25 protein-coding genes are annotated in these 26431 nt (G+C 62.0%); 16 read left to right on the top strand and 9 right to left on the bottom strand.

The window, feature by feature from the left end; translation table 11 throughout:
* Positions 1-24: 24 nt before the first annotated feature.
* From AD663_RS14605 to AD663_RS14620, 4 genes are all read right to left on the bottom strand, one after another.
* Entirely contained in the window at positions 25-2394 is a 2370-nt protein-coding gene (locus AD663_RS14605) for a hypothetical protein (RefSeq protein WP_053214010.1), read from the bottom strand.
* 61 nt (positions 2395-2455) lie between these two features.
* Complete coding sequence (locus AD663_RS14610; RefSeq protein WP_003182096.1) at positions 2456-3205, bottom strand: ABC transporter permease; 750 nt, start codon at positions 3203-3205, stop codon at positions 2456-2458.
* 7 nt (positions 3206-3212) lie between these two features.
* On the bottom strand, positions 3213-4214 hold the full coding sequence (locus tag AD663_RS14615; RefSeq protein ID WP_053214011.1) for an ABC transporter substrate-binding protein: 1002 nt from the start codon (positions 4212-4214) through the stop codon (positions 3213-3215).
* Positions 4211-5050, bottom strand: coding sequence for an ABC transporter ATP-binding protein (locus AD663_RS14620; protein WP_003182099.1), 840 nt, complete (start codon positions 5048-5050; stop codon positions 4211-4213). Before AD663_RS14620 ends, AD663_RS14615 begins: the two co-directional genes overlap by 4 nt.
* Positions 5051-5184: 134 nt before the next feature.
* On the opposite strand from AD663_RS14620, the gene AD663_RS14625 reads away from it, so the two are divergent.
* Positions 5185-5928 carry a GntR family transcriptional regulator gene (locus AD663_RS14625; protein ID WP_053214012.1) on the top strand — a complete coding sequence of 248 codons (744 nt, stop codon included), beginning with the start codon at positions 5185-5187 and terminating at the stop codon, positions 5926-5928.
* A 114-nt stretch (positions 5929-6042) separates the two neighbouring features.
* On the opposite strand, the gene AD663_RS14630 is transcribed toward AD663_RS14625, so the two are convergent.
* From AD663_RS14630 to AD663_RS14640, 3 genes are read right to left on the bottom strand one after another with little or no spacing between them, the layout of a single operon-like run.
* On the bottom strand, positions 6043-6837 hold the full coding sequence (locus tag AD663_RS14630; RefSeq protein WP_003182103.1) for a transglutaminase family protein: 795 nt from the start codon (positions 6835-6837) through the stop codon (positions 6043-6045).
* The gene (locus tag AD663_RS14635) at positions 6834-7784 is read right to left on the bottom strand and encodes an alpha-E domain-containing protein (RefSeq protein WP_003182105.1); all 951 of its coding nucleotides are present in this window, start codon (positions 7782-7784) and stop codon (positions 6834-6836) included. The genes AD663_RS14630 and AD663_RS14635 overlap by 4 nt, the downstream gene beginning before the upstream one ends.
* A 3-nt stretch (positions 7785-7787) precedes the next feature.
* A complete protein-coding gene (locus AD663_RS14640) occupies positions 7788-9197 on the bottom strand; it encodes a circularly permuted type 2 ATP-grasp protein (RefSeq protein WP_003182106.1) in 1410 nt (469 codons plus the stop codon).
* A 634-nt stretch (positions 9198-9831) separates the two neighbouring features.
* On the opposite strand from AD663_RS14640, the gene AD663_RS14645 reads away from it, so the two are divergent.
* The 8 genes from AD663_RS14645 (at position 9832) to AD663_RS14680 (ending at position 16662) form a co-directional block, all read left to right on the top strand.
* Positions 9832-10422, top strand: a complete 591-nt coding sequence (locus tag AD663_RS14645; RefSeq protein WP_003182108.1) for an amino acid synthesis family protein — start codon at positions 9832-9834, stop codon at positions 10420-10422.
* A gap of 44 nt (positions 10423-10466) precedes the next feature.
* Positions 10467-11300, top strand: a complete 834-nt coding sequence (locus tag AD663_RS14650) for an alpha/beta fold hydrolase (RefSeq protein WP_053214013.1) — start codon at positions 10467-10469, stop codon at positions 11298-11300.
* Positions 11297-12778: an aldehyde dehydrogenase gene (locus AD663_RS14655; protein WP_053214014.1), complete on the top strand. Its 1482-nt coding sequence runs from the start codon at positions 11297-11299 to the stop codon at positions 12776-12778. Before AD663_RS14650 ends, AD663_RS14655 begins: the two co-directional genes overlap by 4 nt.
* Before the next feature lie 11 nt (positions 12779-12789).
* Positions 12790-13275: a flavin reductase family protein gene (locus tag AD663_RS14660; RefSeq protein ID WP_053214015.1), complete on the top strand. Its 486-nt coding sequence runs from the start codon at positions 12790-12792 to the stop codon at positions 13273-13275.
* Positions 13276-13406: 131 nt separating this feature from the next.
* Positions 13407-14882 (top strand): NAD-dependent succinate-semialdehyde dehydrogenase, encoded by a 1476-nt coding sequence (locus AD663_RS14665; protein WP_053214016.1) that lies wholly within the window; start codon positions 13407-13409, stop codon positions 14880-14882.
* Positions 14879-15283: a carboxymuconolactone decarboxylase family protein gene (locus AD663_RS14670; RefSeq protein WP_003182117.1), complete on the top strand. Its 405-nt coding sequence runs from the start codon at positions 14879-14881 to the stop codon at positions 15281-15283. The genes AD663_RS14665 and AD663_RS14670 overlap by 4 nt, the downstream gene beginning before the upstream one ends.
* 60 nt (positions 15284-15343) lie before the next feature.
* On the top strand, positions 15344-16096 hold the full coding sequence (locus tag AD663_RS14675) for a GntR family transcriptional regulator (RefSeq protein ID WP_003182120.1): 753 nt from the start codon (positions 15344-15346) through the stop codon (positions 16094-16096).
* Between the two features lie 2 nt (positions 16097-16098).
* A complete protein-coding gene (locus AD663_RS14680; protein ID WP_053214017.1) occupies positions 16099-16662 on the top strand; it encodes an NUDIX hydrolase in 564 nt (187 codons plus the stop codon).
* A gap of 6 nt (positions 16663-16668) precedes the next feature.
* On the opposite strand, the gene AD663_RS14685 is transcribed toward AD663_RS14680, so the two are convergent.
* Positions 16669-16962, bottom strand: a complete 294-nt coding sequence (locus AD663_RS14685; protein WP_053214018.1) for a DUF1330 domain-containing protein — start codon at positions 16960-16962, stop codon at positions 16669-16671.
* 78 nt (positions 16963-17040) lie between these two features.
* On the opposite strand from AD663_RS14685, the gene ribBA reads away from it, so the two are divergent.
* From ribBA to AD663_RS14720, 7 genes are all read left to right on the top strand, one after another.
* Complete coding sequence (ribBA, locus tag AD663_RS14690) at positions 17041-18150, top strand: bifunctional 3,4-dihydroxy-2-butanone-4-phosphate synthase/GTP cyclohydrolase II (protein WP_003182125.1); 1110 nt, start codon at positions 17041-17043, stop codon at positions 18148-18150.
* Between the two features lie 299 nt (positions 18151-18449).
* Positions 18450-19475: an ABC transporter substrate-binding protein gene (locus AD663_RS14695; RefSeq protein ID WP_053214019.1), complete on the top strand. Its 1026-nt coding sequence runs from the start codon at positions 18450-18452 to the stop codon at positions 19473-19475.
* A complete protein-coding gene (locus AD663_RS14700) occupies positions 19472-20404 on the top strand; it encodes an ABC transporter permease (RefSeq protein ID WP_033046046.1) in 933 nt (310 codons plus the stop codon). Before AD663_RS14695 ends, AD663_RS14700 begins: the two co-directional genes overlap by 4 nt.
* Before the next feature lie 6 nt (positions 20405-20410).
* Positions 20411-21220, top strand: a complete 810-nt coding sequence (locus AD663_RS14705; protein ID WP_003182131.1) for an ABC transporter permease — start codon at positions 20411-20413, stop codon at positions 21218-21220.
* Between the two features lie 17 nt (positions 21221-21237).
* On the top strand, positions 21238-22389 hold the full coding sequence (locus AD663_RS14710; protein WP_003182133.1) for an ABC transporter ATP-binding protein: 1152 nt from the start codon (positions 21238-21240) through the stop codon (positions 22387-22389).
* A 41-nt stretch (positions 22390-22430) separates the two neighbouring features.
* A complete protein-coding gene (locus AD663_RS14715) occupies positions 22431-22916 on the top strand; it encodes a flavin reductase family protein (RefSeq protein WP_003182135.1) in 486 nt (161 codons plus the stop codon).
* Between the two features lie 29 nt (positions 22917-22945).
* The gene (locus AD663_RS14720) at positions 22946-23989 is read left to right on the top strand and encodes an LLM class flavin-dependent oxidoreductase (RefSeq protein WP_003182137.1); all 1044 of its coding nucleotides are present in this window, start codon (positions 22946-22948) and stop codon (positions 23987-23989) included.
* Positions 23990-24166: 177 nt separating this feature from the next.
* Here the strand turns inward: AD663_RS14720 and AD663_RS14725 are convergent, their stop codons facing one another.
* Positions 24167-26290, bottom strand: coding sequence for a TonB-dependent siderophore receptor (locus AD663_RS14725; RefSeq protein WP_053214020.1), 2124 nt, complete (start codon positions 26288-26290; stop codon positions 24167-24169).
* Positions 26291-26431 lie beyond the last annotated feature (141 nt).

Raw genomic sequence — 26431 nt, forward strand, 5'->3', positions numbered from 1 at the left:
GGTTCAGTGCGGCGGCCCGGGCGCCTACAGCGTAAGGAACAATGCCGAGGTCCAGACGCGGGATTGATCGCGCTGGCGGGCGCAGATGAACAATGGATGTTCGCGGCCGGGTTCCAGGTTCAACCGGGCCAGTTCGATTGTCCCTTGCAACTCACGCGGCAACGGCGCAGCGGTGGTTCTTTCCAGGGACACCTTCAGTTCCGCCCCCGGTAGCTCTTGGATCACTTGCGATTGCGCCAGCAGCTGTTCGCCGGATACCTCGATCAGCACCGTGGGGGCATGCACGTAGGGTTGCGGTTCAGACGGATCGCCAACCTTGACGTAGTTATCGATGCGGCTGTGGACCTGCAGCGTCGCGCCGGCCAGTTGCGACAGGTCGATTTCGATGCTGTCGGTGTCGCCGTTGGTGTCGGTGCGAAAGGCCAGGACCGTGGCCTCCTTGCGCCAGACGGTCTGCTCGGGATGATCCAGGCCCAAGACGCGGAAACCGTTGATAACCGCCCCGGTGATGCGGATCTCGCCGGTCCAGTAGGCGCCGCGATAACGATCCTTGATCCGCGCACCGCCCAGGCGCAGGCGAATGCGTTGCGTGGAAAACCCCAGCTCCTGATGCAGGTTGCGCGACCAGATCAATCGGTCGCCGTCGAACAAATCGACCTGCTCCCAACCGGACTCCCCCAATAGCCGATAATCCAGCACAGCCTTCGAATCGGCAGTGAAGACCTCGCCCATAAAATGGCGACCCTGGCGCAAGCTGGCAAACGAGCGCTCGCCGGTCGTGGCAAAGGTGCGCCGGGCACGAAGGGCCTTGCCGACACTGGCCCGGTCAAAACCGCTGGCGACCACGCCGGTCAGCCCACCCCGCGAGCCGAACACGGCCGTGGCCGGCACGCCGCCACCGCAACGGCCCTGGTGTTCATCACTGTTGGCCGCAGCACCGACCCGATAGCCACGCTGCAGGGCTTCGGCATAGACCCAATGAAACTGACCCCAGGCCGAGCCAACCTCGATCAGCCGCTCAAGCTCGGGATGGTGCCAGTCGAGATTGCAACGGCGACCGCCCACATGGGGCATCATCAGGTGGCCTTCGGGGTCCTTGGCGTAGGCCGCGTACAACTCGTCCACCGGCCAGGCGCCCGGCTTGATGGTGCCGGCGGTGAACTCGTTCCATTCGAAGGAGCGCACCAGTCGCCCTTGGTTGTCAAAAGGGAACTCGGGTTTGCGGTCATGGAGGAACACCACATTACGATCCCCGCCCGCGCAGGAGTTACCGCACCACTCGGTGCCGGGATAGCAAACGAAGCGGCCCGGCTCGTTGAGTTCGTGGATCAGCCTGACCGCCTGGTCCCAGCGCTGCTCGGTGATGTTGAAGTCGTTGGCGGTGTAGCCGAGGATGTCGAGCCCGGCGACATCACGGCCGTAGCTGAGGTTGTACAACGTATCATTGGTGCCCACGGTGTCATCGGAGTGTACGTGCAGGTCGGCGTAGAGCGGGCGCAAGGCTGTGCCGGCCGGATCGACGGTGACGAAGGCCTGGGCGCCGCGAACAAAAGGCGCATCCACTTCGGCGCACAGCCGCCACTCTCCCACGGTACCGAGTACGAGTCCCTCGAGCCGAGCCGTCGCCCAACCTTCAGCCGCCAACGTGAACGGCTGTCGTCGCTCGCCCCCTTCAGGATCGACAAGGGTCAGCACGCCGCTCAACGGCAAGTGGCGGCAGGTATTGCCCCAGGCGTCATCGACCCTGACCAACGCATCGAACGCCTCCCCCGCACTGACCAGCCGAGGGACGATCACCTGCACGCTCTGCGCCGGCCCCGGCACGATATCCAACAATGGGTCGCCCGGCACCTCGGCGAATTTCGAGCTGCCCAATGGGTCGATGAACAGGCGGAAGCGGAAGTCTTTCTCGACGAAGCTCTGCACCCGCGTTCCGGCGCCGCCCTGGCGACGGTCGCCCAGGCGAATGATGACTTTGTCTCCCGGATTCAGATAACCGTCGACGATGTCGATGATGATCGCCTTCTGGAATGGTCGTTCATGGCCCTTCTGGTCGAAGCGCACTTTCAGGTGCTGCACCGTGGCCTGGCTCTGGCCGGGCACCAACTCGCCGGCGTGATATTCGGCGCTGACATAGTTGGGGCCGGCCGGGTTCGAGGTCTGGAACAAGGCCCAGTCCGAGTAGAACTTGAAGGCCAGCTTGAGCCAGGCACCGTCTGCCAGGCCGCTGCCGCCGACCTCGTAGACCAGGGTGATTTCATCCCATTGCCCGGCCACCAGCGTGTCCCGGTCGCAGTGGACACTGCCCAGGAACGGGCGTTGCTTGTTGCGCTCGTACAGGCCTTGCGGGGCGATGTAGTGCCCGGCTTCGCGGGGATCGAAAACGTTACTCACATGACACCTCGGGCAATGGTTCACTGAAGATTTGAAGGAATTGAGAGGCTAGGGGCCGGGCTTATTGCACGCGCCATTTCTGGTAGTGGCGCTCGATGCGCCGGAACACAAAACTTTCCATCAGCCAGGCAATCAGGCCGATCACGACGATGCCCAGGAGTACCTGGCTGCTGTTGCCGATCTGCCCGCCAGTGGACACCATCCAGCCGATGCCCTGGGAAGCGCCGATCATTTCCGCCGCGACCAACGCCCTCCAGCCCTGGCTGAAGCCGATGCGCAAGGCGGCGGTCACGAACGGCAACGAGGCCGGCAGGTAGACATGAGCCAGCAATTGCCACGAATTGGCGCCCAGGGTGCGCGCCGCTCGGACTTCACCGCCGCGAATGCTCTGTACGCCCTCCTGGATGGTCACCGCCATGGGGAACATCGCGGCGATGAAAATCACCAGCACGATGGAGACATAACCCAGGCCGAAAATGATCATGATCAGCGGCGCCCAAGCGATGGGTGGGATGGCCATGAACAAGCTGTTGAGCGGCGAAATGAAGTCGCGAAAGCGTGAGGACAATCCACCGGCCGTTCCCAGCAGGAGCGCAACGACCACCGCCGCGCAGAAACCACCCAGTTCTTCCAGGACGCTGGCTCGCAGGTGTTGCCACAGCGAAAGATCGCCCAGCCAGCGCACGGCCTCGCGAGCGACATCCCAGGGCTGCGGCAGGATGTAGGTGGGAAAGCGGCTGGCCAGGGCCACCCAGATCAACAGCAGGAACGGCAGCGACGCCCATCCCCAGTTCGGTTTTGGCAAGGACATGACGGACTCAATGCGCGGCTTTTTCCAGGAAGGAGGTATCCACGATCTGTTCGGTCTTGAGCGTGGTGTCGATAAAACCCAGATCATGGGAGTAGTCCATCAGGCGCTGGATGAATTGGATATCCGTCGCCTGCAAGTCCGCCGACCAGCCCAGTCGGGTGCGGGCCTGGGCGACGATGGCTTCGGGGGCGATGGTCTTGCCGTCCGGGCCTTGCACCGCTTCAAGCTTGAATGCCTCGGCAATGAGCCGGTTCGACTCGGCGGGATGTTCGTTGAGGAAGGCAATGGCCTTGCGATGGGCACGCAGCAGCTTCACCACATCGTCCGGGCGTTCCTGCAAGGTCTTTGGCAAGGCAATCACCACGTACCACGGGTATTGGGGCAGCGCCTGGTTCACATCCAGCAGGATCCGGCTCGAACCGCGCAGCACCGACTGGCTGACGAAGGGTTCCCAGGAAAACGCGGCGTCGACGATACCGCGCTCCAGAGCGGCGTTCATGTTGCCCGGCGGCATGTCGATGATGTCCAGGTCCTTGTCAGGATCGAGCCCGGCCTTTTCCTTCAGCACATAACCGCGCAACAGCACATCCATGCCGCTGCCCTTCTTCACTCCGGCGAGTTTCTTGCCCTTGAGTGCTTCCAGGGCGGTGATCGGGCTTTTCGCGTCGACAATCACCGCAGCCTGACCGTAGTTGACCTTCGCCAGGATCCGGCTTTGCAGCCCCCGGGAAAACCACTGGTACACCGGCGGCGTGCCGACGTAGGCCATGTCCAGCTCGCCGGCGGCCAGCGCCTGCTGGATCACCGGGCCATCGCCCAGCGCCTTGAGGTCGACATTCAAGCCTTCCTCGCGGTAGTAACCCTGTTTGTCGGCAATCAGCGCCGGCGCGTTGGCCATGGCGAAGACATACCCGACACGCAAGGTTTTCTCCTCGTTGGCCACGGCGAACGTGCTGCCGGCCAACGTGGCGGCAGACAAGGTAAGGGCAAGCAGCGAACGTTTGATCATGCGGTCAGCTCGAGTCGAGGGGTGGGGTGAACAGTGGTGTGGGGCGCGTCCATCACGTAGGCGATGCGCTCCATCAGCTCGTTGCGGTAATCGAGAAACGCGGGCAGGCGACGGGTTTTCAGATGGGTGCGAGGGCGCGGCAGGTCGATCTCCAGCTCGCTATGAATACCGCCGGGCGCGATGTTGAGCACGATGACCCGATCGGCCAGGAACACCGCCTCATCGATGTCGTGAGTGATGAACAGCACCGTCTGGCCCAGTTCGGCCCAGATGCGCAAGGTCTCTTCGTTCATGCTGTTGCGGCTGATGGCGTCGAGCGCGGCGAACGGCTCGTCCATCAGCAAGACGCTGGGTTCCAATGCCAGGGTCCTGGCCAGGGAAACACGCTGCTGCATCCCGCCGGAAAGCTGGTGCGGCAACCGCTGCGCCGCACTTTCCAGACCGACCAGGCGCAGGTATTGCAATGCCTGCGCACGCTGCTGCGATTCGTCGGTTTGGGCGCTCATCCGCAGGCCGAAACGGACGTTTTCCAGGGCGCTCAACCAGGGAAACAGTTGCGGCGCCTGGAACACATACCCCAACTCAGAACGCTCCGGGCGTACCGCGGTCTCGTTGAGGGTGACCCGGCCGCTTTGTGGCTGAACGAAACCTGAGAGCAGGTTCAACAAGGTGGTTTTCCCGCAGCCGGACGGCCCGAGGATGGCGACGAACTCGCCGGGCTTGGCGTTCAGGCTGAACGAGGAAAACACCCGATGCCCGTTGGGGTAGCTGAAGCTGATGCCATCGACCGTCAACGCGTCGGCCTGCGGCCTTGGGTGAGAAAGTGGTTTGAGCATGGCAAGTGTCGTCAGGTCGTTTACAATGGGAATGCCTGACATAATACGTATTAATACAAGTTGTCCCAATAACCTATTTTTATAACCTTAGAAGTGAAGGCACCCTGCCCCACTCAAGGCCATGGAAGCTGACAGTGTCCACGTCCATTCTGCGCGACAGCACCACCTCGCTTTACGAACAGATTGCCCATCGGTTGCTGGAGGAAATTCAACGCGGCGACTTCGAGCCCAGCGGCAAGCTGCCGTCCGAGGCGCAATTGGGCGAGCGGTTCGGGGTCAGCCGCGTCACGGTCCGCCTGGCGGTGGGCAAGCTCAGCGATGACGGCGTGGTGGAACGCAAACAGGGCAAAGGCACCTTTGTCGCGGCCAAGCAGGTACGCCACGGCCTCGATGCGTTGCGCAGCTTTCATGAGGCGTTGTTGTTGCAGGGCTTGCAACCGAGCATGCGGGTGCTCAGCCATACCTTGCAGCCTGTTCCAGAAAACCTGCGCGGGGTGTTCGAAGCGACGGGCGACTGCCTGCTGCTGGAGCGCCTGCACCTGGTCGACGATGAACCTATCGCCCTGGGACGCAGTCATCTGCCCGCCGAGCTGGGCAGCGTGGCCTGGGCGGAAGTCGAACATCAGCCGATCTACTCCATCCTCGAGTCAATCACCGGCATGGCGGTTACCCGTGCCGACCTGGCCATCCGTGCCCAAGAAGCCGACAAGAGCTTGGCCAACGCGCTGCACATCAAGCGCGGGGCCGCGTTGTTGGTCATGGAGCGCACGTCCTATTTTGCCGATGGCCGCTGCTGCGACCGCACGACATTCTTTATCCGCCCGGAGCGCTACGCTTTCGTCCTCAGCGGGGTGTTCAAATCCGGTTCGAGCGGTTGATGTCATTTGACACACCGCCATCGCGAGCAAGCTCGCTCCCACAGGGATCCAAAGTGCGGAACCTGTGGGAGCGAGCTTGCTCGCGATGAGGCCTTCAGCCTTAACGTCTCTTGATCAGTGCTGCACCTGCACCATCGAGTTCACCTGGACCCGCGCCTGCATCTGCTCTGCCCCGCCGCCCCGGCGCATGCCGCGTACCGGGCAGGCGTCGAGGTAGTCCAGGCCGACCGCCAGTTTCAGGTGGCGGTCGGGACGGGTCAGGCGATTGGTCACGTCGAAACTGTACCAGCCGTCATCCAGCCAGGCTTCAGCCCAAGCGTGGCTCGCCAGGTGGCTCTCATCTTCGGTACACAAATAACCGGAGACATAACGCGCCGGAATACCCAGGCTGCGCGCGCACGCCAGGAACGCGTGGGTATGGTCCTGGCAAACCCCCGTCCCACCGGCAAACGCCTCGGCGGCCGTACTGCTGACCGCCGTCGTGCCAGGGCTGTAGGGCATGCGTGCAGCCAGAGCGTTCATCAAGTCGGTGAGCGCCGCACGATCACGCCGTGCCCCGCACTGCTCCAAGGCAAACGCGCTGAGCACGTCATCGGCCTGGGTCAGGCGGCTGGTGCGCAGAAACGGCAATGGCGACTGGCTGTCTGTCTCCTTCTCCACGGTCTGATCGATCTGCACCTGACCGTAAGCCGTCAGCACCAAGGCGCCGTGGGGTTCGTCCATGGTCATCACGTGCAGGATATTGCCGTAGGGGTCGATCTGGCTGCGCACCAACCGCGGCAGCTCCAAGTGCCATTCAAGAATGCGTTGGCGCTGGCTGTCCTTGGGCGTCAAGCGCAGGAACTGGATGCTGGTGCACACCTCATCGGCATAGCTATAAGTGGTGTCGTGGCGTATGGACAGTTTCATACGACCTCCAGGTAAGACTCGTGAACGGTCTGGCCCAAGTGGCGGATCTGGTCGATCAGTTCGGTCAGCCATTGATGCAGGCCCGACGCGAGGATCTCATCGATTCCGGAATAACGCAGGCGTGCGTTCAGCTCAGCGGCCAGGCGTTGCGCCGGCCTGCCGTTGTTGCCGGGCAGGCTGGCGAGGATGTGGTCCAGCTCCTCGATGCAGGCGTGCAGCGAACGCGGTACGTCGGCCCGCAGCAAGAGCATTTCCGAGACCTGTTCGGCGTTGGGCGCGTTACGGTAGATCTCGTTGAACGCCTCGAATGAAGACAAGGCCCGCAGCAAGGCGCTCCACTGGTAGTAACCGCGTGCCGAGTTGTCGCTGACCTCTTCCGACTCCTCGCCGAACATTTCGTAGCGCGCGTCGAGCAGGCGCAAGGTGTTGTCCGCCCGCTCGATAAAGGTCCCGAGGCGAATGAAGCAGTAGGCGTCGTTGCGCATGATCGTGCCCGACGTCGCGCCGCGGAACAGGTGCGAGCGCTCCTTGACCCATTCGCAGAAATGGCTGATGCCGTAGCGGCCCAGCCCGTTGCTGGCAATGTTGCGCATCTCCAGCCAAGTGGCGTTGATGTTCTCCCACATGTCGGCAGTGATGCGTCCACGCACCGCATGGGCATTGGCCCGTGCCGCCCGCAGGCAGCTGTAGATACTGCCGGGATTGGTTTCATCCAGGGCAAAGAAATGCAGCATGCGCTCGCTGTTGAGGGCGTCATAACGCGCGTTGTAGTCATCCAGCGTGCCAGCCGCCAACAGCGACATTGCCAGTTCGGCATGACCATCGCTGCGTCCGGCCTGAGGCATCAGCGACAACGAATAACTGACTTCAAGCATGCGCGCCAGGTTCTCGGCGCGCTCCAAGTAGCGGGACATCCAATAGAGGTCCGAAGCGGTTCTTGAAAGCATGTCTTAGTCCTCCACTACCCAAGTGTCTTTGGTGCCGCCGCCCTGGGACGAGTTGACCACCAGCGAGCCTTCGCGCAACGCCACGCGGGTCAGCCCGCCTGGCACCAGGCGGGTTTCCTTGCCCGACAGCACGAACGGACGCAGGTCGATGTGGCGCGGCGCGATGCCGCTCTCGACGAAGGTCGGGCACGTGGACAGGCTCAAGGTCGGCTGGGCGATGTAGGCTTCGGGGCGGGCCTTGAGCCGAGCACGGAAATCTTCGATCTCCGCGGCCGTGGCGGCCGGGCCGACCAACATGCCGTAGCCGCCGGAACCTTGGGTTTCCTTGACCACCAGGTCGGGCAGGTTCGCCAGCACATGGGACAGGTCCTGGGGCTTGCGGCATTGCCAGGTGGGCACGTTCTTCAGGATCGGTTCTTCGGTGAGGTAGAAGCGGATCATCTCGTCGACGTAGGGGTAGATCGACTTGTCATCGGCGACGCCTGTGCCAACCGCGTTCGCCAGCACCACATTGCCCGCTCGGTAAACTGCGATCAGCCCGGGCACGCCCAGCATGGAATCGGGGTTGAACGACAGCGGGTCGAGGTAGGCGTCGTCAAGTCGGCGATAGATCACATCCACCTGCCGAGGGCCGGCGGTGGTGCGCATGTACACATGGTCGTCACGCACGAACAGATCGGCGCCCTCCACCAGCTCCACGCCCATTTCTCGTGCCAGGAACGCATGTTCGAAATAGGCACTGTTGAAACGACCCGGGGTCAGGACCACGGCGGTGGGGTTGTCCAGCGGGCTGGAGCTCTTGAGGGTGTCGAGGAGCAGGTTCGGATAATGATCGATCGGCGCCACGCGCTGGGCGGCGAACAGCTCAGGGAACAGGCGCATCATCATCTTGCGGTCTTCGAGCATGTAGCTCACGCCGCTGGGCGTGCGCAAATTGTCCTCCAGCACGTAGTAGCTGCCGTCACCGTCGCGAACCAGGTCGACGCCGGCGATATGGGCGTAGGTGCCACGGTGCAGGTTCAGGCCCTGCATTGCGATCTGGTAACCCTCGTTGGCCAGTACCTGTTCCGCCGGGATGATTCCCTCTTTGAGGATGTGTTGCCCGTGGTAGATGTCGGCCAGGAACATATTCAGAGCCTGGACTCGCTGAATGCAGCCACGCTCGACGGTCTGCCATTCGCTGGCCTTGATGCTGCGGGGAATGATGTCGAACGGGATCAAGCGCTCGGTGCCCTGCTCGTCGCCATAGAGGGTGAAGGTGATACCGGCTCGATGGAACAACAGGTCAGCTTCGCGGCGGCGTTGTTCGAGCAGTTCAAGGGGGGTGTCCGCCAGCCAGCGTGAAAAGGCTTGGTAGTGCGGGCGGCAGTTACCCTGGGCGTCATACATTTCATTGAAAAAAGCGTGGGGCATAGCCAACTCCCAGCCGCGTTCTACACGGCATTTCTTATTACTTCGTCATTCCGATGGTCTGGCCTTGCCTTGTCTTGATGAGTGCGGTTCTGGGAATCCTCCATGGATGGGCATCGCGAATTGGGGCGCCGTGCTTTAAACCCGGCCAATGAATGCTTAGCAAAGGCTGTGCCTAAGCGTAGCGGCTCATTCCATTAATAGAAAAACAATTGCAGGGCAGGCGAAAGGCGAATTTATTCTTCGATCTGGCGACATTCATGAATAGAACCCCATAAATCCTCTGCCCTCGCATCGTCCTGCATGGCTTTTGCGCGGGCGCCGCGCTCGCACGACTGGGGCCTGGCTGATACCAGCGACCCGCAACGGGGAAGTTTCTACTCATTTACCGAGCGAACGCGCCGTACCGCCCTGGCGCCGCCGGGCATCGCAACCCCTGGGGCACGCCGCGCCCCATAACGATGCACGAGCGAGAGCCCGTCCGCCCCGCGATGATGCGGGGCCGCTCCAGGATCAGCCGTTCCATCAGGCCTTCGGTCGCCTCCCGAATGCAAATCGACAGGGGGGATTTGCGTCTTCAGTATTATGGTATACCATCATACGCACTGACACATTCCATCCTCCCAGGGAGCAGCTCATGAGTTTCGAAATTCGCAAGATCGTCAGCTATGTCGAAGAAACCTTCATCGAAGGCGGCAAGGCCACCGACAAGCCGGTGACCATGGTCGGGCTGGCGGTGGTCATGAAAAACCCTTGGCTGGGCCGGGGCTTCGTGGAAGACCTCAAGCCTGAGATCCGCGCCAACTGCTCCGACCTCGGCGCGCTGATGGTCGAGCGCCTGGTGGGCATCATTGGCGGCGCGGAAAAAATCGAAGCCTATGGCAAGGCTGCCGTGGTGGGCGCCGACGGTGAAATCGAGCACGCTTCCGCCGTGATCCATACCCTGCGCTTCGGCAACCATTACCGTGAAGCGGTCAAGGCCAAGAGCTACCTGAGCTTTACCAACAAGCGCGGCGGCCCGGGTACCTCGATCCAGATTCCGATGATGCACAAGGATGACGAAGGCCTGCGTTCGCACTACATCACCCTGGAAATGCAGATCGAAGACGCGCCGCGCGCCGACGAGATCGTCGTGGTGCTGGGTTGCGCCGATGGTGGACGCCTGCACCCGCGCATCGGCAACCGCTATATCGATCTGGAAGAATTGGCCGCCGAAAACGCGCAGTGATCCAGGCCGGGCAACCACAATAAAAAGGCATGCAGGAGCGCTCCATGATTCGGCTCACCGCTGAACTCACCCCGGCCGGCACCAGTTACCTGGCAACCGGCCAAGGCCAGCCCGTGGTCTTGATCCACGGCGTGGGCCTGAACAAAGAAATGTGGGGCGGCCAGGTCGTTGGCCTGGCCACGAAGTACCGTGTAATTGCCTACGACATGCTTGGCCATGGCGCCAGCCCGCGTCCGCCAAGCGGCACGCCGTTGCTCGGGTATGCCGACCAGTTGCTGGAGCTGCTCGATCACCTGCAACTGCCTCAGGCAACGGTGATCGGCTTTTCCATGGGCGGCCTGGTGGCCCGTGCGTTTGCCTTGCACTATCCGCAACGCCTGCAAGGCCTGGTGGTGCTCAACAGTGTGTTCAACCGCAGCGCCGAACAGCGCGCCGGTGTGATCGCCCGCACCGCCCAGGCCGCCGAACACGGACCGGACGCCAATGCCGAAGCCGCGTTGTCGCGCTGGTTCAGCCGTGAATACCAGGCGGCGAACCCGGCGCAGATCGCCGCGCTGCGCCAGACCCTGGCGGGGAACGATCCCCAGGGTTACCTGACCACCTATGAGTTGTTCGCCACCCAGGACATGTATCGCGCCGAGGACCTGGGCAACATCCAGGTGCCGACGCTGATCGCCACCGGCGAACTGGACCCGGGCTCGACGCCGCAAATGGCCCAGCAATTGGCCGAGCGAATTCCCGGCGCCACGGTTGCCGTGCTCGCCGAGCAACGGCATATGATGCCGGTAGAGTCGCCGCGCCTGGTCAACCAGTTGCTGCTGACCTTTCTCGACACGGCAAGCACCCAGAAAAATCCAATAAAGGGGATCGTTGCATGACACTCGCACGTTTTTCGATGTGCATCGGCGGTGAATGGGTCGATGCCTTGTCCGGCAAGACCTTTGAAAGCCTGAACCCGGCCCTGGCGCAACCCTGGGCCGAGTTGCCCGACGCCGATGAAGCCGACGTCGAGCGTGCCGTGCAGGCCGCCCAGAGCGCTTTTGAAAGCCCCGCCTGGCGTGGCCTGACCGCCACCGCCCGGGGCAAACTGCTGCGGCGCCTGGGCGATCTGATCGCCGAAAACAAAGAACAACTGGCCCAGCTGGAAAGCCGCGACAACGGCAAGCTGATCCGTGAAACTCGCGGCCAGGTCGGTTACCTGCCGGAGTTTTTCCACTACACCGCAGGCCTGGCCGACAAGCTCGAAGGCGGCACCCTGCCGCTGGACAAACCCGACCTGTTTGCCTACACCGTGCACGAAGCCATGGGTGTGGTCGCGGCGATCATTCCCTGGAACAGCCCGCTGTACCTGACGGCGATCAAACTGGCGCCGGCGCTGGCGGCGGGCAACACCATTGTCATCAAGCCATCGGAACACGCCTCGGCGACCATTCTCGAACTGGCGCGCCTGGCCCTGGAAGCGGGTATTCCGCCAGGGGTGGTCAACGTCGTCACCGGTTACGGCCCCAGCACCGGTGCCGCCCTCACCCGCCATCCGCTGGTGCGCAAGATCGCCTTCACCGGCGGCGCCGCCACGGCCCGCCATGTGGTGCGCAGCAGCGCCGAGAACTTCGCCAAGCTGTCCCTTGAGCTGGGGGGCAAATCGCCGAATATCATTTTTGCCGATGCCGACCTCGACAGCGCCATCAACGGTGCGATTGCCGGCATTTATGCCGCATCGGGCCAGAGCTGCGTCTCCGGTTCGCGCTTGCTGGTTCAAGATGAAATCTACGACGAGTTCGTCTCACGCCTGATCGAGCGTGCCCAACGCATCCGCATCGGCAATCCGCAGGACGACAGCAGCGAAATGGGTCCCATGGCCACCGCACAGCAGTTGGCCGTGGTCGAAGGGCTGGTCGCCGATGCCATCACCGAAGGCGCGCGCCTGCGCCTGGGCGGCAAGCGCCCGCAGAACCTGGGCGAAGGCTGGTTCTATGAGCCGACGCTGTTCGAATGCGACCGCAACTCGATGAAGATCATGCAGGAAGAAGTCTTCGGTCCGGTGGCCTCGGTCATCCGGTTCAAGGACGAAGCCGAAGCCTTGGCGATCGCCAACGATTCACAGTTCGGCCTCGCCGCCGGCATCTGGACCCGCGACCTGGGCCGCGCCCATCGCCTGGCCCGGGATGTGCGCTCCGGGATCATCTGGGTCAACACCTACCGTGCGGTCTCGGCCATGGCGCCCATCGGCGGTTTCAAGAACAGCGGCTATGGACGCGAGAGCGGCATCGATTCGGTGCTGGCTTATACCGAACTGAAAACGGTGTGGATCAACCTGTCCCAGGCGCCGATGCCTGATCCATTCGTGATGCGTTAGGAGTCCTGAAAATGATCGAACCCGGCATCTACAAAGAAGTCATGAGTTCCTTCCCCTCCGGCGTCACGGTGGTCACCACCCTGGATCCGGATGGGAACATCGTCGGCATCACCGCCAGCGCGTTCAGCGCGCTGTCGATCGACCCGGCGCTGGTGCTGTTCTGCCCCAACTATGCCTCTGACACCTACCCGATCCTGCGCGACAGCAAGCAGTTTGCGATTCACCTGTTGTCCGCCGACCAGACCGCCGAAGCCTATGCGTTTGCCGGCAAAGGCAAGGACAAGGCCAAGGGTATCGACTGGCACCTGAGCGAACGGGGTAACCCGCTGCTGGGCAACGCCACGGCGATCATCGAGTGCGAGCTGTGGCGCGAATACGACGGCGGCGACCACGCGATCATCGTCGGCGCGGTGAAAAACCTGATCCTGCCCGAGCAGCCGGTCACGCCGATGATTTATCACAAAGGCAAGTTGGGGCCGCTGCCTGCGCTGACTTGAGTCGCCCCCTGTGGGAGCGGGCTTGCTCGCGAATGTGGTGGGTCAGTCAATATTGATGTCATCTGACACACCGCTTTCGCGAGCAAGCCCGCTCCCACACTGAGTACAACCCCTATTTTTCAGGAGCCGGCATGAGCCCAGCAGCCTCGCAACTGTTCCGCCAGCAGGCCTATATCGACGGCCAATGGCTGGACGCACCCAACGGTGCGCAACAGGACATCTTCAACCCGGCCAACGGTGAACTGATCGGCCGGGTGCCCAACCTGGGCGCCGAACACGCCCGCCAGGCCATCGCTGCGGCCAACCGCGCCTGGCCGGCCTGGCGCGCATTGACCGCCAAGGAACGCAGCCAGGCCCTCAAGCGTTGGCATGGGCTGATGATTGAAAACGCCGACGCCCTCGCAGAGATCCTCACCCTCGAACAGGGCAAACCGCTGGCCGAAGCCAAGGGCGAGATTGTTTATGCGGCGAGCTTCATCGAATGGTTCGCCGAAGAAGCCAAGCGCATCTACGGCGACACCATTCCCAGCCACAAGGCCGATGCGCGCATTGTGGTCAGCAAAGAGCCGATCGGCGTCGTCGCGGCCATCACGCCATGGAATTTTCCCGCCGCGATGATCACCCGCAAGGCGGGTCCAGCGCTGGCGGCGGGTTGCCCTTGCATCGTCAAACCCGCGCCAGAGACGCCGTTTTCCGCCCTGGCGATGGCGGTGCTGGCGGAACAGGCCGGCATTCCTGCGGGGATCTTCAATGTCATCACCGGCGACGCCGTGGCCATCGGTGGCGAACTGACCGCCAGCCCGCTCGTGCGCAAGTTGTCGTTCACCGGCTCCACGGCCATCGGCAAATTGCTCATGGCCCAATGCGCGCCGACCTTGAAAAAGGTGTCGCTGGAACTGGGCGGCAACGCGCCTTTCATCGTCTTCGACGACGCCGACCTGGAGCGGGCTGTCGAAGGTGCGCTGGTCGCCAAGTTCCGCAACGCCGGGCAAACCTGTGTCTGCGTCAATCGCTTGCTGGTGCAGGACGGAATTCATGATGCCTTTGTGGCGCGTTTGTCCGAGCGTGTGGCGCAACTGAAGGTTGGCAACGGCTTCGACGCTGGCGTCAGCCAAGGCCCGCTGATCAACGAACGAGCCGTCGCCAAGGTCGAGGATCACGTCCAGGACGCCCTTGCCCACGGCGCCCGGTTGCTCTGCGGCGGTGAGCGGCATGCCCTCGGCCATGGTTTCTTCCAGCCGACAGTGCTGTCCGGCGTCACCGCCCAGATGAAAGTCGCCCGGGAAGAGACCTTTGGGCCATTGGCGGCGGTCTTTCGCTTCAGCACCGAGGCCCAAGCTGTGCAACTGGCCAACGACACCGAGTTTGGCCTCGCCGCCTACTGCTACACCCGCGACCTGGGTCGCGCCTGGCGCATGAGCGAGGCGCTGGAGTACGGCATGGTCGGCATCAACGAAGGGCTGATCTCCACAGAGGTCGCCCCGTTCGGCGGCATCAAGTCGTCAGGCCTGGGCCGCGAAGGCTCCAAATACGGCATCGACGATTACCTGGAACTCAAATACACCTTGATGGGTGGGCTCGAAGACTTTGGGAGCACGCAGCGATGAGCAACGACAAGTACGAACAAGGCTTGAAGATCCGCACCCAGGTACTGGGCGAGGCCTACGTCAACCGCTCCATCGAAAACGCCGACGACTTCACCCGGCCGCTCCAGGAAATGGTCACCGAATATTGCTGGGGCCATGTCTGGGGTCGCGAGGGTTTATCGCTCAAGGAGCGCAGCATGATCAACCTGGCGATGATCTCGGCGCTCAATCGCCCGCACGAACTCAAGCTGCATGTGCGTGGCGCCTTGCGTAACGGCTTGAGTCGTGAGCAAATACGCGAAATTCTGCTTCAGGTCGGTATCTATTGCGGCGTTCCCGCTGCCGTGGACAGTTTCCGGCTTGCCCGTGAAGCCTTCGCCGAAGCCGATGCCGAGGCCTCCAGTCAACCCTCGGCTGTTTGACCCGAACGTGCACGGACATTGCTCGTTTGACATGGACAGCCATATTACAGAGCGGACCCCATGAAACGCCTGCCACTCGACGACAGCTTCAAGGTCAATCGCAACCCCGTTACCCTGCGCGAGATCGTGCTGGATAAACTGCGAAGCGCCATCATGAACTTCCAGCTCCTGCCCGGTGATCGCCTGGTGGAACGCGACCTGTGCGATCGCCTGGGCGTGAGCCGCACGTCGGTACGCGAAGCCTTGCGCCACCTCGAATCCGAAGGCCTGGTGGAGTTTGCCGACGCCAAGGGCCCACGGGTCGCGATCATTACCTTGGCCGACGCCGGCGACATCTATGAGCTGCGTTGCGTGCTCGAAGGCCTGATCGTCCAGCTGTTCACCCTGCGGGCCAAGGCCAAGGACATCAAGGCGCTGGAAAAGGCCCTCGAAGAAAACCGCAAATCCCTCAAGGATGGTGAGCTGCAGCAGGTGCTGGATTCGGTGCAGGGTTTCTATGACGTGCTGCTCGAAGGCTCCGGCAACCACGTCGCCGCCACCCAGTTGCGCCAGTTGCAGGCACGCATCAGCTACCTGCGGGCGACTTCGGTGTCCCAGGAAAACCGTCGTGGTTCCAGCAACCAGGAAATGGAGCGCATGGTCGAGGCGATCAAGAGCGGCGATCCCCTGGCCGCCCACCAGGCTTGTGTCGACCACGTGCGCGCCGCCGCCAAGGTCGCCCTGGAATACTTGAAACGCAAGCAGGAAGAGACCGGTGAGATCCCCGAAATCACCCAGCCCATCGCCCTCAAAGAACCTCGCATAGGTCGCTAATCATGTTCAGCCCGAGCTTTTGTCCAAAGTGCGGCGGCAGTGACCTCAGTCACCGCCTGCCAGCGGGCGATACCCATGAGCGACTGATGTGCGGCGGCTGTGGCTACATCCACTACGTCAACCCGAAGATCATTGCCGGCTGCATCATTGAGCAGGACGGCAAATACCTGTTGTGCCAGCGCGCCATCCCGCCGCGCCCTGGCACCTGGACGCTACCGGCCGGGTTCATGGAAGGCAACGAGACCACCGAACAGGCGGCGCTGCGCGAAGTCTGGGAAGAAACCGGCGTACGCGCCGAGATCGTCTCGCCCTACTCGATCTTCAGCGTGCCGAAGATCAGCGAGGTGTACATCATCTTCCGCGCCATCGCCTTGGAGATCACCGGCCAGTTCGGCCCGGAAACCCTCGCCTGCCGGTTCTTCGCCCCTGAAGACATTCCCTGGGACAGCATCTATTACCCGGCCATCCGGCAGATCCTCGAACGTTACATCGAGGAACGCCAGGCCGGGGTCTATGGTATCTACATGGGCAATGACGACAGCGGCAAGATTCACTTCATCCGCTGACCGGTTTCAGGGCGCCACGCCCTCGACGATGATCACCTGCGCCCGGGCCACGCCTTCGCGGTGCTTTTTCGCCTCTTGATACTCCTGCGACTGATAGCACGCCACCGCCTGTTCATACGAGTCGAATTCAATCACCACGCTGCGCTGCGGCGTGACCCTGCCTTCCATCGCCTCGCTGCGCCCGCCCCGGGCCAGCATCCGACCGCCGTATAACGCGAACGCCGCCGGTGCCCGTTGGGTGTATTGGCTGTATTGATCGGGGTCGGTGACATCCACGTGAGCAATCCAGTACGCCTTCATAGTGACCTCTCGGTTTGTTTTGTATTATGGTATACCAAATAGCGTTTCCATCAAGCACCCAAACAAAGAGAGCCCGACATGGCCTTTAACAGCATTCAGGAAATCATCGAAGACTACCGCCTGGGCAAGATGGTGTTGCTGGTGGACGACGAAGACCGCGAAAACGAAGGTGACCTGCTGCTGGCCGCCGATTGTTGCAGCGCCCAGGCCATCAGCTTCATGGCCCGGGAAGCCCGCGGCCTGATCTGCCTGACCTTGACCGACGAACATTGCCAGCGCCTGGGCCTTGAACAGATGGTGCCGAGCAACGGCAGCGTGTTCAGCACGGCGTTCACGGTGTCCATCGAGGCCGCAATCGGCGTGACCACCGGCATATCCGCCGCCGACCGGGCCCGCACCGTGGCGGCGGCGGTAGCCCCTGATGCAGGGCCGGTCGATATCGTACAACCGGGGCATATCTTCCCATTGCGCGCCAAGGAAGGCGGCGTACTGACCCGCGCCGGGCACACCGAAGCCGGTTGCGACCTGGCGCGGCTGGCGGGCTTTACCCCGGCGTCGGTGATCGTCGAAGTGATGAACGACGACGGCACCATGGCACGTCGCCCGGACCTGGAGATTTTCGCTCGCAAGCATGGGATCAAGATCGGCACCATCGCCGACCTGATCCACTACCGCCTGAGCACCGAGCACACCGTGGTGCGCATCGGTGAACGGGAACTGCCAACGGTGCATGGCACCTTTCGTCTGTTCACGTTCGAGGATCGCATCGAAGGCGGTGTGCACATGGCAATGGTCATGGGCGACATTCGCCGCGAGGAGCCAACCCTGGTGCGAGTCCACGTGATCGACCCGCTGCGCGATCTCGTCGGTGCCGAATACAACGGCCCGTCCAACTGGACGCTCTGGGCCGCCCTGCAACGCGTCGCCGAGGAAGGCTGCGGCGTGGTGGTCGTGCTGGCCAACCACGAGTCGTCCCAGGCGCTGCTCGAACGCGTGCCGCAACTCACCCAGCCACCACGGCAATTCAGCCGTTCGCAATCGCGCATCTATTCTGAAGTGGGCACCGGCGCGCAGATTCTCCAGGACCTGGGTGTCGGCAAGCTCCGTCACCTCGGCCCGCCGCTCAAGTACGCGGGGTTGACGGGGTATGACCTGGAGGTGGTGGAGAGTATCGCGTTTAGCGGGTGAGACCGAGCAACCCAAAACCTGTGGGAGCGGGCTTGCTCGCGAAAGCGGTGGATCAGCTTGCAACAATGTTGAATCTACCGCCGTCTTCGCGAGCAAGCCCGCTTCCACAGAGATGCACCAAACTCGCCCAGACAGATAACCGGTACGGCAAAATGCTTGCAGAAAGTTTGGAATACCATAATATGATATTCCATCGACCGGACGATCCTGAACGGCGTTTGCAAGACCGATGGACCCAAAGCTCCCGATAAGCGGGTAAACCAAGCCCGCTCTATAAACACAACAATGAGGGCGTGAAAATGGTGTTGAAGAAAAGTGCAGCCGCGATCCTGTTTGCGGGCCTGTTGAGTATCACCAGCCAGGCGTCGATGGCCGCTGAAAGCGTCAACTTCGTCAGTTGGGGCGGCAGCACCCAGGACGCGCAGAAGCAGGCCTGGGCCGATCCGTTCAGCAAGGCCAGCGGCATCACCGTGGTCCAGGATGGCCCGACCGACTACGGCAAGCTCAAGGCCATGGTCGAAAGCGGCAACGTGCAGTGGGACGTCGTCGACGTCGAGGCGGACTTCGCCTTGCGCGCCGCCGCCGAAGGCCTGTTGGAGCCCCTGGATTTCTCGGTGGTACAGCGCGACAAGATCGATCCACGCTTCGTGTCCGATCACGGCGTCGGCTCGTTCTACTTCTCGTTCGTCCTCGGCTACAACGAAGGCAAGCTCGGTTCCGGCAAGCCGACAGACTGGTCCGCGCTGTTCGACACCAAGACCTACCCCGGCAAACGCGCCTTGTACAAATGGCCGAGCCCGGGCGTGCTTGAGCTGGCCCTGCTGGCAGACGGCGTCGCAGCCGACAAGCTCTACCCGCTGGACCTGGACCGCGCCTTCAAGAAACTCGACACCATCAAGAAAGACATCGTCTGGTGGGGCGGCGGTGCGCAGTCGCAACAATTGCTCGCCTCCGGTGAAGCCAGCATCGGCCAGTTCTGGAACGGTCGCATCTACGCCCTGCAACAGGACGGCGCGCCAGTGGGCGTAAGCTGGAAGCAGAACCTGGTCATGGCCGACATCCTGGTGATTCCAAAGGGTTCGAAAAACAAGGCAGCGGCCATGAAGTTCCTGGCCAACGCCAGCAGCGCCAAGGGCCAGGCCGATTTCTCCAACCTGACCGCGTATGCACCGGTCAACGTCGACAGCATCGCTCGCCTGGATTCGGTGCTTGCCCCCAACCTGCCGACCGCCTACGCCAAGGATCAGATCACGCTTGATTTCGCGTACTGGGCCAAGAACGGTCAGGACATCGCGACACGGTGGAACGAATGGCTGGTCAAATGAAAATGTCCGCAACGGCAACCCAGCACACCGGGGGCGCCCCTGGCGCTGCCGGTGTGGCAACCGTCAAGCCTGTTGCCGCGCCAACCCCGTCCTTGCTGCAACGCTGGCGCGGGGCCGGCAATCTGCTCCCGGCCCTGCTGTTTCTCGGCCTGTTCTTCCTGGCACCGCTGATCGGCCTGCTGTTGCGCGGCGTGCTGGAGCCGGTGCCCGGGCTGGGCAACTACGAACAATTGTTCGCCAACTCGGCCTACGCCCGGGTGTTGTTCAACACCTTTTCGGTGGCCGGGCTGGTGACGTTGTTCAGCTTGCTATTGGGCTTCCCGCTGGCCTGGGCCATTACCCTGGTGCCCCGTGGCTGGGGCCGCTGGATGCTGAATATCGTGCTGCTGTCGATGTGGACCAGCCTGCTCGCCCGCACCTATTCCTGGCTGGTGCTGTTGCAAGCCTCCGGCGTGGTGAACAAGGCGTTGATGGCCCTGGGCATCATCGACCAGCCGCTGGAGATGGTGCACAACCTCACCGGCGTGGTGATCGGCATGAGCTACATCATGATCCCGTTCATCGTCTTGCCATTGCAGGCGACCATGCAGGCCATCGACCCGATGATCCTGCAGGCCGGTTCTATCTGCGGTGCCAGTCCCTGGACCAACTTCTTCCGGGTGTTCCTGCCGCTGTGCCGGCCGGGGCTGTTTTCCGGCGGCTTGATGGTGTTCGTGATGTCCCTCGGTTACTACGTGACCCCGGCGCTGCTGGGCGGTGCGCAGAACATGATGCTGCCTGAATTCATCATCCAGCAGGTGCAGTCATTCCTCAATTGGGGCCTGGCGAGCGCCGGCGCCGCGTTGTTGGTGGCGATCACGCTGGTGCTGTTCTACTTCTACCTGAAGCTCCAACCGGAATCCCCGGTGGGCGCCAGCAACGCGAGGTAAGCCGTCATGCTCCTGACCCCCAATGCCATGAGCCGGCGCATGCGGTTCGGCCTGTATTTCACCACGGGCCTGATCGCGCTGTTCCTGCTGCTGCCCATCGTCTTCATCGTGCTGTTGTCGTTCGGCTCATCCCAATGGCTGGTGTTCCCGCCGCCGGGCTGGACGTTCAAATGGTACGGCCAGTTCTTTTCCAATCCCGACTGGATGAGCGCGGCGCTGACCAGCCTCAAGGTCGCTGTGCTGACCACCGTCTGCGCCGTGGCGCTGGGGTTGCCGACGGCATTTGCCCTGGTACGCGGGCGCTTCCCGGGCCGGGAAATGCTCTACGGTCTGTTCACCCTGCCGATGATCGTGCCGCTGGTGATCATCGCCGTGGCGGTGTACGCGCTGTTTCTCAAGCTCGGCTACACCGGGACGATGTTCGCGTTCGTGGTCAGCCACGTCATCGTCGCGCTGCCGTTCACCATCATTTCGATCATCAACTCGCTCAAGCTGTTCGATCAGTCCATCGAGGATGCGGCGGTGATCTGCGGTGCCTCGCGCCTGCAGGCGGTGTTCAAGGTGACCTTCCCGGCGATTCGCCCGGGCATGGTCGCCGGCGCCCTGTTCGCGTTCCTGGTGTCGTGGGATGAAGTGGTGCTGAGCGTGATGATGGCCAGCCCGACCCTGCAAACCTTGCCGGTAAAAATGTGGACCACCCTGCGCCAGGACCTGACGCCTGTGATCGCCGTCGCCTCGACGCTGCTGATCGGCCTCTCGGTGTTGGTGATGGTGATTGCCGCCGCTCTGCGCCGGCGCAACGAAATCAGCGCCTGAGCGCCTAGGAGAACACGATGAGTGCCGTCAAAGACCCTGCACAACAGAACAACAAGACCCTGGTCAGTCTGCGCAACCTGAACAAGCACTACGGCGACTTTGCCGCCGTGGACGATATTTCCCTGGAGATCCAGGACGGTGAATTCCTGACCTTCCTCGGCTCCAGCGGCTCGGGCAAGAGCACCACGCTGTCAATGCTGGCAGGGTTCGAAACCCCCAGCAGCGGCGAAATCCTGGTGGAAGGCAAATCCCTGGTCAACGTACCGCCGCACAAGCGCGACATTGGCATGGTGTTCCAGCGTTACTCGCTGTTCCCGCACCTGTCGGTGCGCGACAACATCGCCTTCCCGTTGGCGATCCGCAAACTGGCGACCGCTGAACGTGAGCGCCGGGTCGATGCCATGCTCAAGCTGGTGCAGTTGGGCGAGTTCGCCCATCGCCGCCCTTCGCAACTGTCCGGCGGTCAGCAGCAGCGCGTGGCGATTGCTCGGGCGCTGGTCTACGAGCCGCGCATCCTGCTGATGGACGAACCCCTCGGCGCCCTGGACAAGAAACTCCGTGAGGACTTGCAGGACGAACTGCGCCAATTGCACCGGCGCCTGGGCATCACCATTGTCTACGTGACCCACGACCAGGAAGAAGCCATGCGCCTGTCCCAGCGCATCGCGATTTTCAGCCACGGCAAGATCGTCGGGCTGGGCAGCGGCTACGACCTCTACCAGAACCCGCCGAATGCCTTCGTCGCATCGTTCCTGGGCAATTCAAATTTCTTCAAGCTCAAGGCCCAGGGCAACGCGGCAGCGTCGTTCGAAGGGCAGTCGCTGTCGATCCGACTGACCGCCGGGCTGCAAACCGACCAGGACGTGTTGCTCATGGTACGTCCGGAAAAAGCCTTGGCCCTGAGCGTGGAACAAGCGGCACAGGAACCCTTGCCGGCCGGCTGGAATGAAGTCGCCGCCAAGGTCGTGGAAGTGCTGTTTCTCGGTGAGAGCCAGACCTGCAGCGTCGTCACGCCTGGCGGCACTTCCTTGACCGTCAAGGCACTTTCCGCCGCCGGCATGCCGCTCAAGGCCGGCGATCCGGTGCGCGTGCGCTGGGCCACGGCCGATGCCTGCGTCTACACACAATGGGCTGAGAGTGACCTGAACAAGGCCGCCGGCGCTCACTGATGAATACTGCGTCATAACCGCTTGAGTGCGAGGACTGCGAAATGATCGATGCCAACGTTTACAAACAAGTCATGGGCTCGTTCCCGTCCGGCGTGACGGTGATTACCACCCTGGACGATGACGGGCAAATCGTCGGCCTCACCGCCAGCGCTTTCAGTTCATTGTCGATGGACCCGGCCCTGGTGCTGTTCTGCCCCAACTACAGCTCAGATTCCTATCCGGTGTTGATCAAGAACAAACGCTTCGCCATCCACCTGCTCTCCGGCGGGCAACAGAGCGAAGCCTACGCCTTCGCCCGCAAAGGCAAGGACAAGGCCCAAGGCATCGAGTGGACCCTGAGCGAGCTGGGCAACCCGTTGCTGAGCAACGCCACCGCCATCATCGAATGCGAACTGTGGCGTGAATACGAAGGCGGCGACCACGCCATCATGGTCGGCGCCGTGAAGAACCTGATCGTGCCACAGCACACACCGGGGCCGCTGGTTTATTGCCACGGCAAGATGGGCGCCCTGCCCGTCCTCGCCTGAACCGATCGTCAACAACAAGAGATAGCGCCATGAAATTTTCCCTGTTCGTACACATGGAGCGCTGGGACGAAAGCGTCAGCCATCGCCAGTTGTTCGAGGACCTGAGCGAGCTGACCTTGTTGGCCGAGGCCGGCGGTTTCAGCACCGTGTGGATCGGCGAACACCACGCCATGGAATACACCATTTCGCCAAGCCCGATGCCGTTGCTGGCGTACCTGGCCGGCAAGACCACCACCATCCACCTGGGCGCCGGCACCATCATCGCGCCGTTCTGGCACCCGTTGCGGGTAGCCGGTGAATGCGCGCTGCTGGACGTAATCAGCAACGGGCGCATGGAAGTCGGCCTGGCCCGTGGCGCCTATCAAGTGGAATTCGACCGCATGGCCGGTGGCATGCCGGCCTCCTCCGGTGGCCAGGCCCTGCGGGAAATGGTCCCGGTAGTGCGTGCCCTGTGGCAAGGCGACTACGCCCATGATGGCGATATCTGGAAATTCCCCACGTCCACCTGCGTGCCCAAGCCGATCCGCAAGCCGCACCCACCGATGTGGATCGCCGCCCGCGACCCGGACTCCCACAACTTCGCCGTCGCCAATGGCTGCAACGTGATGGTTACGCCGTTGATGAAAGGCGATGAAGAAGTCCTGGACCTGAAGAACAAGTTCCAGGCGGCCCTGGACAACAACCCTGACGTGCCACGTCCCCAGCTGATGGTGCTGCGCCACACCCACGTGCACGCCACCGATGATCCCGATGGCTGGAAAGTCGGCGCCAAGGCCATTTCGAAGTTCTATCGCACCTTCGACGCCTGGTTCGGCAACAAACAAGTGCCGGTCAATGGCTTCCTCGCGCCAAGCCCGGAAGAAAAGTTCGCCGAGCGCCCCGAGTTTCAACTGGAGAATATCCGCAAGAACACCATGATCGGCACACCGCAGGAAATCATCGCCCGGATCAAGTATTACCAGGAGCTCGGTGTGGATGAGTTCAGCTTCTGGTGCGATAACAGCTTGCCCCATGCAGAGAAGAAAAAATCCCTGGAGCTGTTTATCCAGCAGGTGGTGCCGGCGTTTCGGTGATCCCCTGGCCTTTGGGCAGGCCGTTGAAGTGCCATCGCGAGCAAGCTCGCTCCCACTGTGGATTTGTGGCGTATGCAACAGCTGTTTACGCCACCGTCCGTGTTCGCGATGGCGGCCTGAAGCTGAAATAAAAAATGCCCGGCATTCTATAGCCGGGCATTTTTATTCATCCGCTGATCAGAACGTCACGCTGGCGCTCAGCTTGGCGGTACGCGGCTCACCGACATTGACTTGCAATTGGCTACCGGTGGAGGACGGGTAGTATTGCTTGTCGAACAGGTTGTCTACGTTCAGTTGCAGCGAGGTCTTGTGCCCCAGCACCGGCGATTCCCAACGCAGGAAGGCGTCGGCGACGGTGTAGCTGCTGAGCCAGAAATCGTTGGCGTTGTTGGCGGCGCGCTCGCCGACATAACGCGCGCCGGCGCCGGCATGCCAGGCGCCGAATTCGGCAGGCACGTTCAGGTGGTGGCTCAGGTACAGGCTGGCGGTGTGCTTGGGGGCATCGGCCAGGCGATGGCCTTCATTCTTTGGATCATCCAAAATCTCGGTTTGGGTATAGGCGTAGGTGCCGATCAAGTCCCAACGTTCGGCCAGGCGTCCGGTGATGTCCAGTTCCAGGCCTTGGGAGCCGACTTTGCCGGCGGCTTCTGCCAGGGTCACGCCATTGACGGTGGAAGACGTCACGACGTTTTTCTTCTCGATGTCGAAGAGCGCGACGTTGATGTTCAAGCCCGGCAACGGGTCGTACTTGGCACCGATTTCGTAGCTGCGTCCCTCTTCCGGCTTGAAGGTGCTGAGGTTGTCATCGACAGTATCGTTGGGCTTGAACGAACGGCTGTAGTTGCCATACAACGACAGCTCCTCGGTGGCCTTGTAGACCATGCCCAGGAATGGGACAAAGGCATCGCCATTGTCGTCGCGAACCGGCACCCTCTGGACTGACCCTTGCTGGCTGAATTGATCGTAGTGCTGATAGCGACCGCCGAAGACCAGGATCCAGCGATCGTCCAGATGCCAGTTGTCCTTCATGTATACCGAGCTGGAAGTCAGCTGGTTGCTCAGGTTGCTTTGGGTTGGGCTGATGACGCTGGGTTCCCCCAGACCGCCATATACCGGTTCAGTGATATCGAAGCCACCCCGTGCTACGCCACGGTAGGTCTTGCCACGGTATTGGTCCGACACCTGATTATCGACACCGATCAACAGGTCATGGCGCTGGCCGAACAGCTCCTGCTTACCCATGAAATCCCAACTCGCATATCGGGTTTCATCATCGTAATGAGCACCGTTAGCCGCCCGGCGCAGTGTGTTACCCGTCAATGAGTTGGGCTGCGCAATCGAAAGACTGTACCGGTCATTGTTCCAGCCATAAGTCACCCGGGTTTTCCACGCATCGCTCAGCTCATACTCGAACCGCGCGGTAGCCGTCTCGCGAATCCCTGTGCTCTTGGCCCACGGTTCATCGAGGCGCTTGTCATAGTCGATGTCCGCCGGATGACCGTTCTGGAACACCGTGCCACGGTCAAACGGGTTGGAATATTCGTTGTATTCATAGCTCAGGTTCAACGAAGCGCGCTCGCCGGTCCAGGCCAGGGACGGCGCCACGAGCGTGCTCTCGTTGACCCCGTAGTTGCGCCAGTAGTCTTCATGGCCGCGCTCGGCTATCAGGCGATAAGCCAGACCGGTATCGCCCAGCGGCCCGGTGGTATCCAGGGCCATGGTGCCGCCGCCTTCGCTGTAGGCCGAGCCGCTCAGCGTGGTGCTTTGGGCGTATTCGGGCTTCTTGCTGATAACGTTGATCAGGCCACCGGGTTCCAGCGCGCCATACAGCATGGAGGCCGGGCCCTTGAGCACTTCGACCCGCTCGGTGGTGGCGCTGAAGTTGTGTCCCAGGTTCGAGCGCACGCCATCGCGCAGGATCGAGCCGTCGTCGTTGGTGCCGAAACCGCGCTTGATCAGCGAGTCCCGCGAGCCGCCCAAGGTGTTGCCCTGGCTGACGCCGCTGACGAACTTCATCGCGTCGCCCAGCGAGCGCACCTGATAATCGGCCAAGGTCTGCTGGGTCACCACATTGATCGATTGCGCTTCTTCCTTGATCGGAACATCGCTTTTGCTCGCCGTACTGGCTTGCGATGCGGTGTAGCCCTCGTCCTGAGTGATACGACTGCCCTGGATGTCCGTGGCCGGCAGCTCGAGCGTGCCCTGCGCCCACACTGGGCTTGTGATGAAACAGCAGGACAACGTTGGCAGCACACACTTGATGAAAAGGTTGCGATTAGCGAGGGGGGTGGAACGATTCAAGACGCTGCACTCATGAAAGGGACGTTAATGAGAGCGAATATACTTTGAGAATAATTCCCAGTAAATATTTTGTATCATTTACATAGCGCCACCAACCCTGTGGGAGCGGGCTTGCTCGCGAAGGCGTCAGGTCAGTAAATA

Source organism: Pseudomonas sp. Q12-87, assembly GCF_001269755.1.
Classification (GTDB): Bacteria; Pseudomonadota; Gammaproteobacteria; order Pseudomonadales; family Pseudomonadaceae; genus Aquipseudomonas; species Aquipseudomonas fluorescens_S.

Bases quoted from the DNA above. Each gene is read 5' to 3' on its own strand.
- AD663_RS14670 (WP_003182117.1), top strand. From the start codon at position 14,879: ATGAGCAACGACAAGTACGAACAAGGCTTGAAGATCCGCACCCAGGTA.
- AD663_RS14680 (WP_053214017.1), top strand. From the start codon at position 16,099: ATGTTCAGCCCGAGCTTTTGTCCAAAGTGCGGCGGCAGTGACCTCAGT.
- AD663_RS14650 (WP_053214013.1), top strand. From the start codon at position 10,467: ATGATTCGGCTCACCGCTGAACTCACCCCGGCCGGCACCAGTTACCTG.
- AD663_RS14685 (WP_053214018.1), bottom strand. From the start codon at position 16,962: ATGAAGGCGTACTGGATTGCTCACGTGGATGTCACCGACCCCGATCAA.
- AD663_RS14635 (WP_003182105.1), bottom strand. From the start codon at position 7,784: ATGCTTTCAAGAACCGCTTCGGACCTCTATTGGATGTCCCGCTACTTG.
- AD663_RS14610 (WP_003182096.1), bottom strand. From the start codon at position 3,205: ATGTCCTTGCCAAAACCGAACTGGGGATGGGCGTCGCTGCCGTTCCTG.
- AD663_RS14675 (WP_003182120.1), top strand. From the start codon at position 15,344: ATGAAACGCCTGCCACTCGACGACAGCTTCAAGGTCAATCGCAACCCC.
- AD663_RS14720 (WP_003182137.1), top strand. From the start codon at position 22,946: ATGAAATTTTCCCTGTTCGTACACATGGAGCGCTGGGACGAAAGCGTC.
- AD663_RS14630 (WP_003182103.1), bottom strand. From the start codon at position 6,837: ATGAAACTGTCCATACGCCACGACACCACTTATAGCTATGCCGATGAG.
- AD663_RS14645 (WP_003182108.1), top strand. From the start codon at position 9,832: ATGAGTTTCGAAATTCGCAAGATCGTCAGCTATGTCGAAGAAACCTTC.
- AD663_RS14640 (WP_003182106.1), bottom strand. From the start codon at position 9,197: ATGCCCCACGCTTTTTTCAATGAAATGTATGACGCCCAGGGTAACTGC.
- ribBA (WP_003182125.1), top strand. From the start codon at position 17,041: ATGGCCTTTAACAGCATTCAGGAAATCATCGAAGACTACCGCCTGGGC.
- AD663_RS14620 (WP_003182099.1), bottom strand. From the start codon at position 5,050: ATGCTCAAACCACTTTCTCACCCAAGGCCGCAGGCCGACGCGTTGACG.
- AD663_RS14715 (WP_003182135.1), top strand. From the start codon at position 22,431: ATGATCGATGCCAACGTTTACAAACAAGTCATGGGCTCGTTCCCGTCC.
- AD663_RS14695 (WP_053214019.1), top strand. From the start codon at position 18,450: ATGGTGTTGAAGAAAAGTGCAGCCGCGATCCTGTTTGCGGGCCTGTTG.
- AD663_RS14700 (WP_033046046.1), top strand. From the start codon at position 19,472: ATGAAAATGTCCGCAACGGCAACCCAGCACACCGGGGGCGCCCCTGGC.
- AD663_RS14615 (WP_053214011.1), bottom strand. From the start codon at position 4,214: ATGATCAAACGTTCGCTGCTTGCCCTTACCTTGTCTGCCGCCACGTTG.
- AD663_RS14660 (WP_053214015.1), top strand. From the start codon at position 12,790: ATGATCGAACCCGGCATCTACAAAGAAGTCATGAGTTCCTTCCCCTCC.
- AD663_RS14705 (WP_003182131.1), top strand. From the start codon at position 20,411: ATGCTCCTGACCCCCAATGCCATGAGCCGGCGCATGCGGTTCGGCCTG.
- AD663_RS14655 (WP_053214014.1), top strand. From the start codon at position 11,297: ATGACACTCGCACGTTTTTCGATGTGCATCGGCGGTGAATGGGTCGAT.
- AD663_RS14710 (WP_003182133.1), top strand. From the start codon at position 21,238: ATGAGTGCCGTCAAAGACCCTGCACAACAGAACAACAAGACCCTGGTC.
- AD663_RS14665 (WP_053214016.1), top strand. From the start codon at position 13,407: ATGAGCCCAGCAGCCTCGCAACTGTTCCGCCAGCAGGCCTATATCGAC.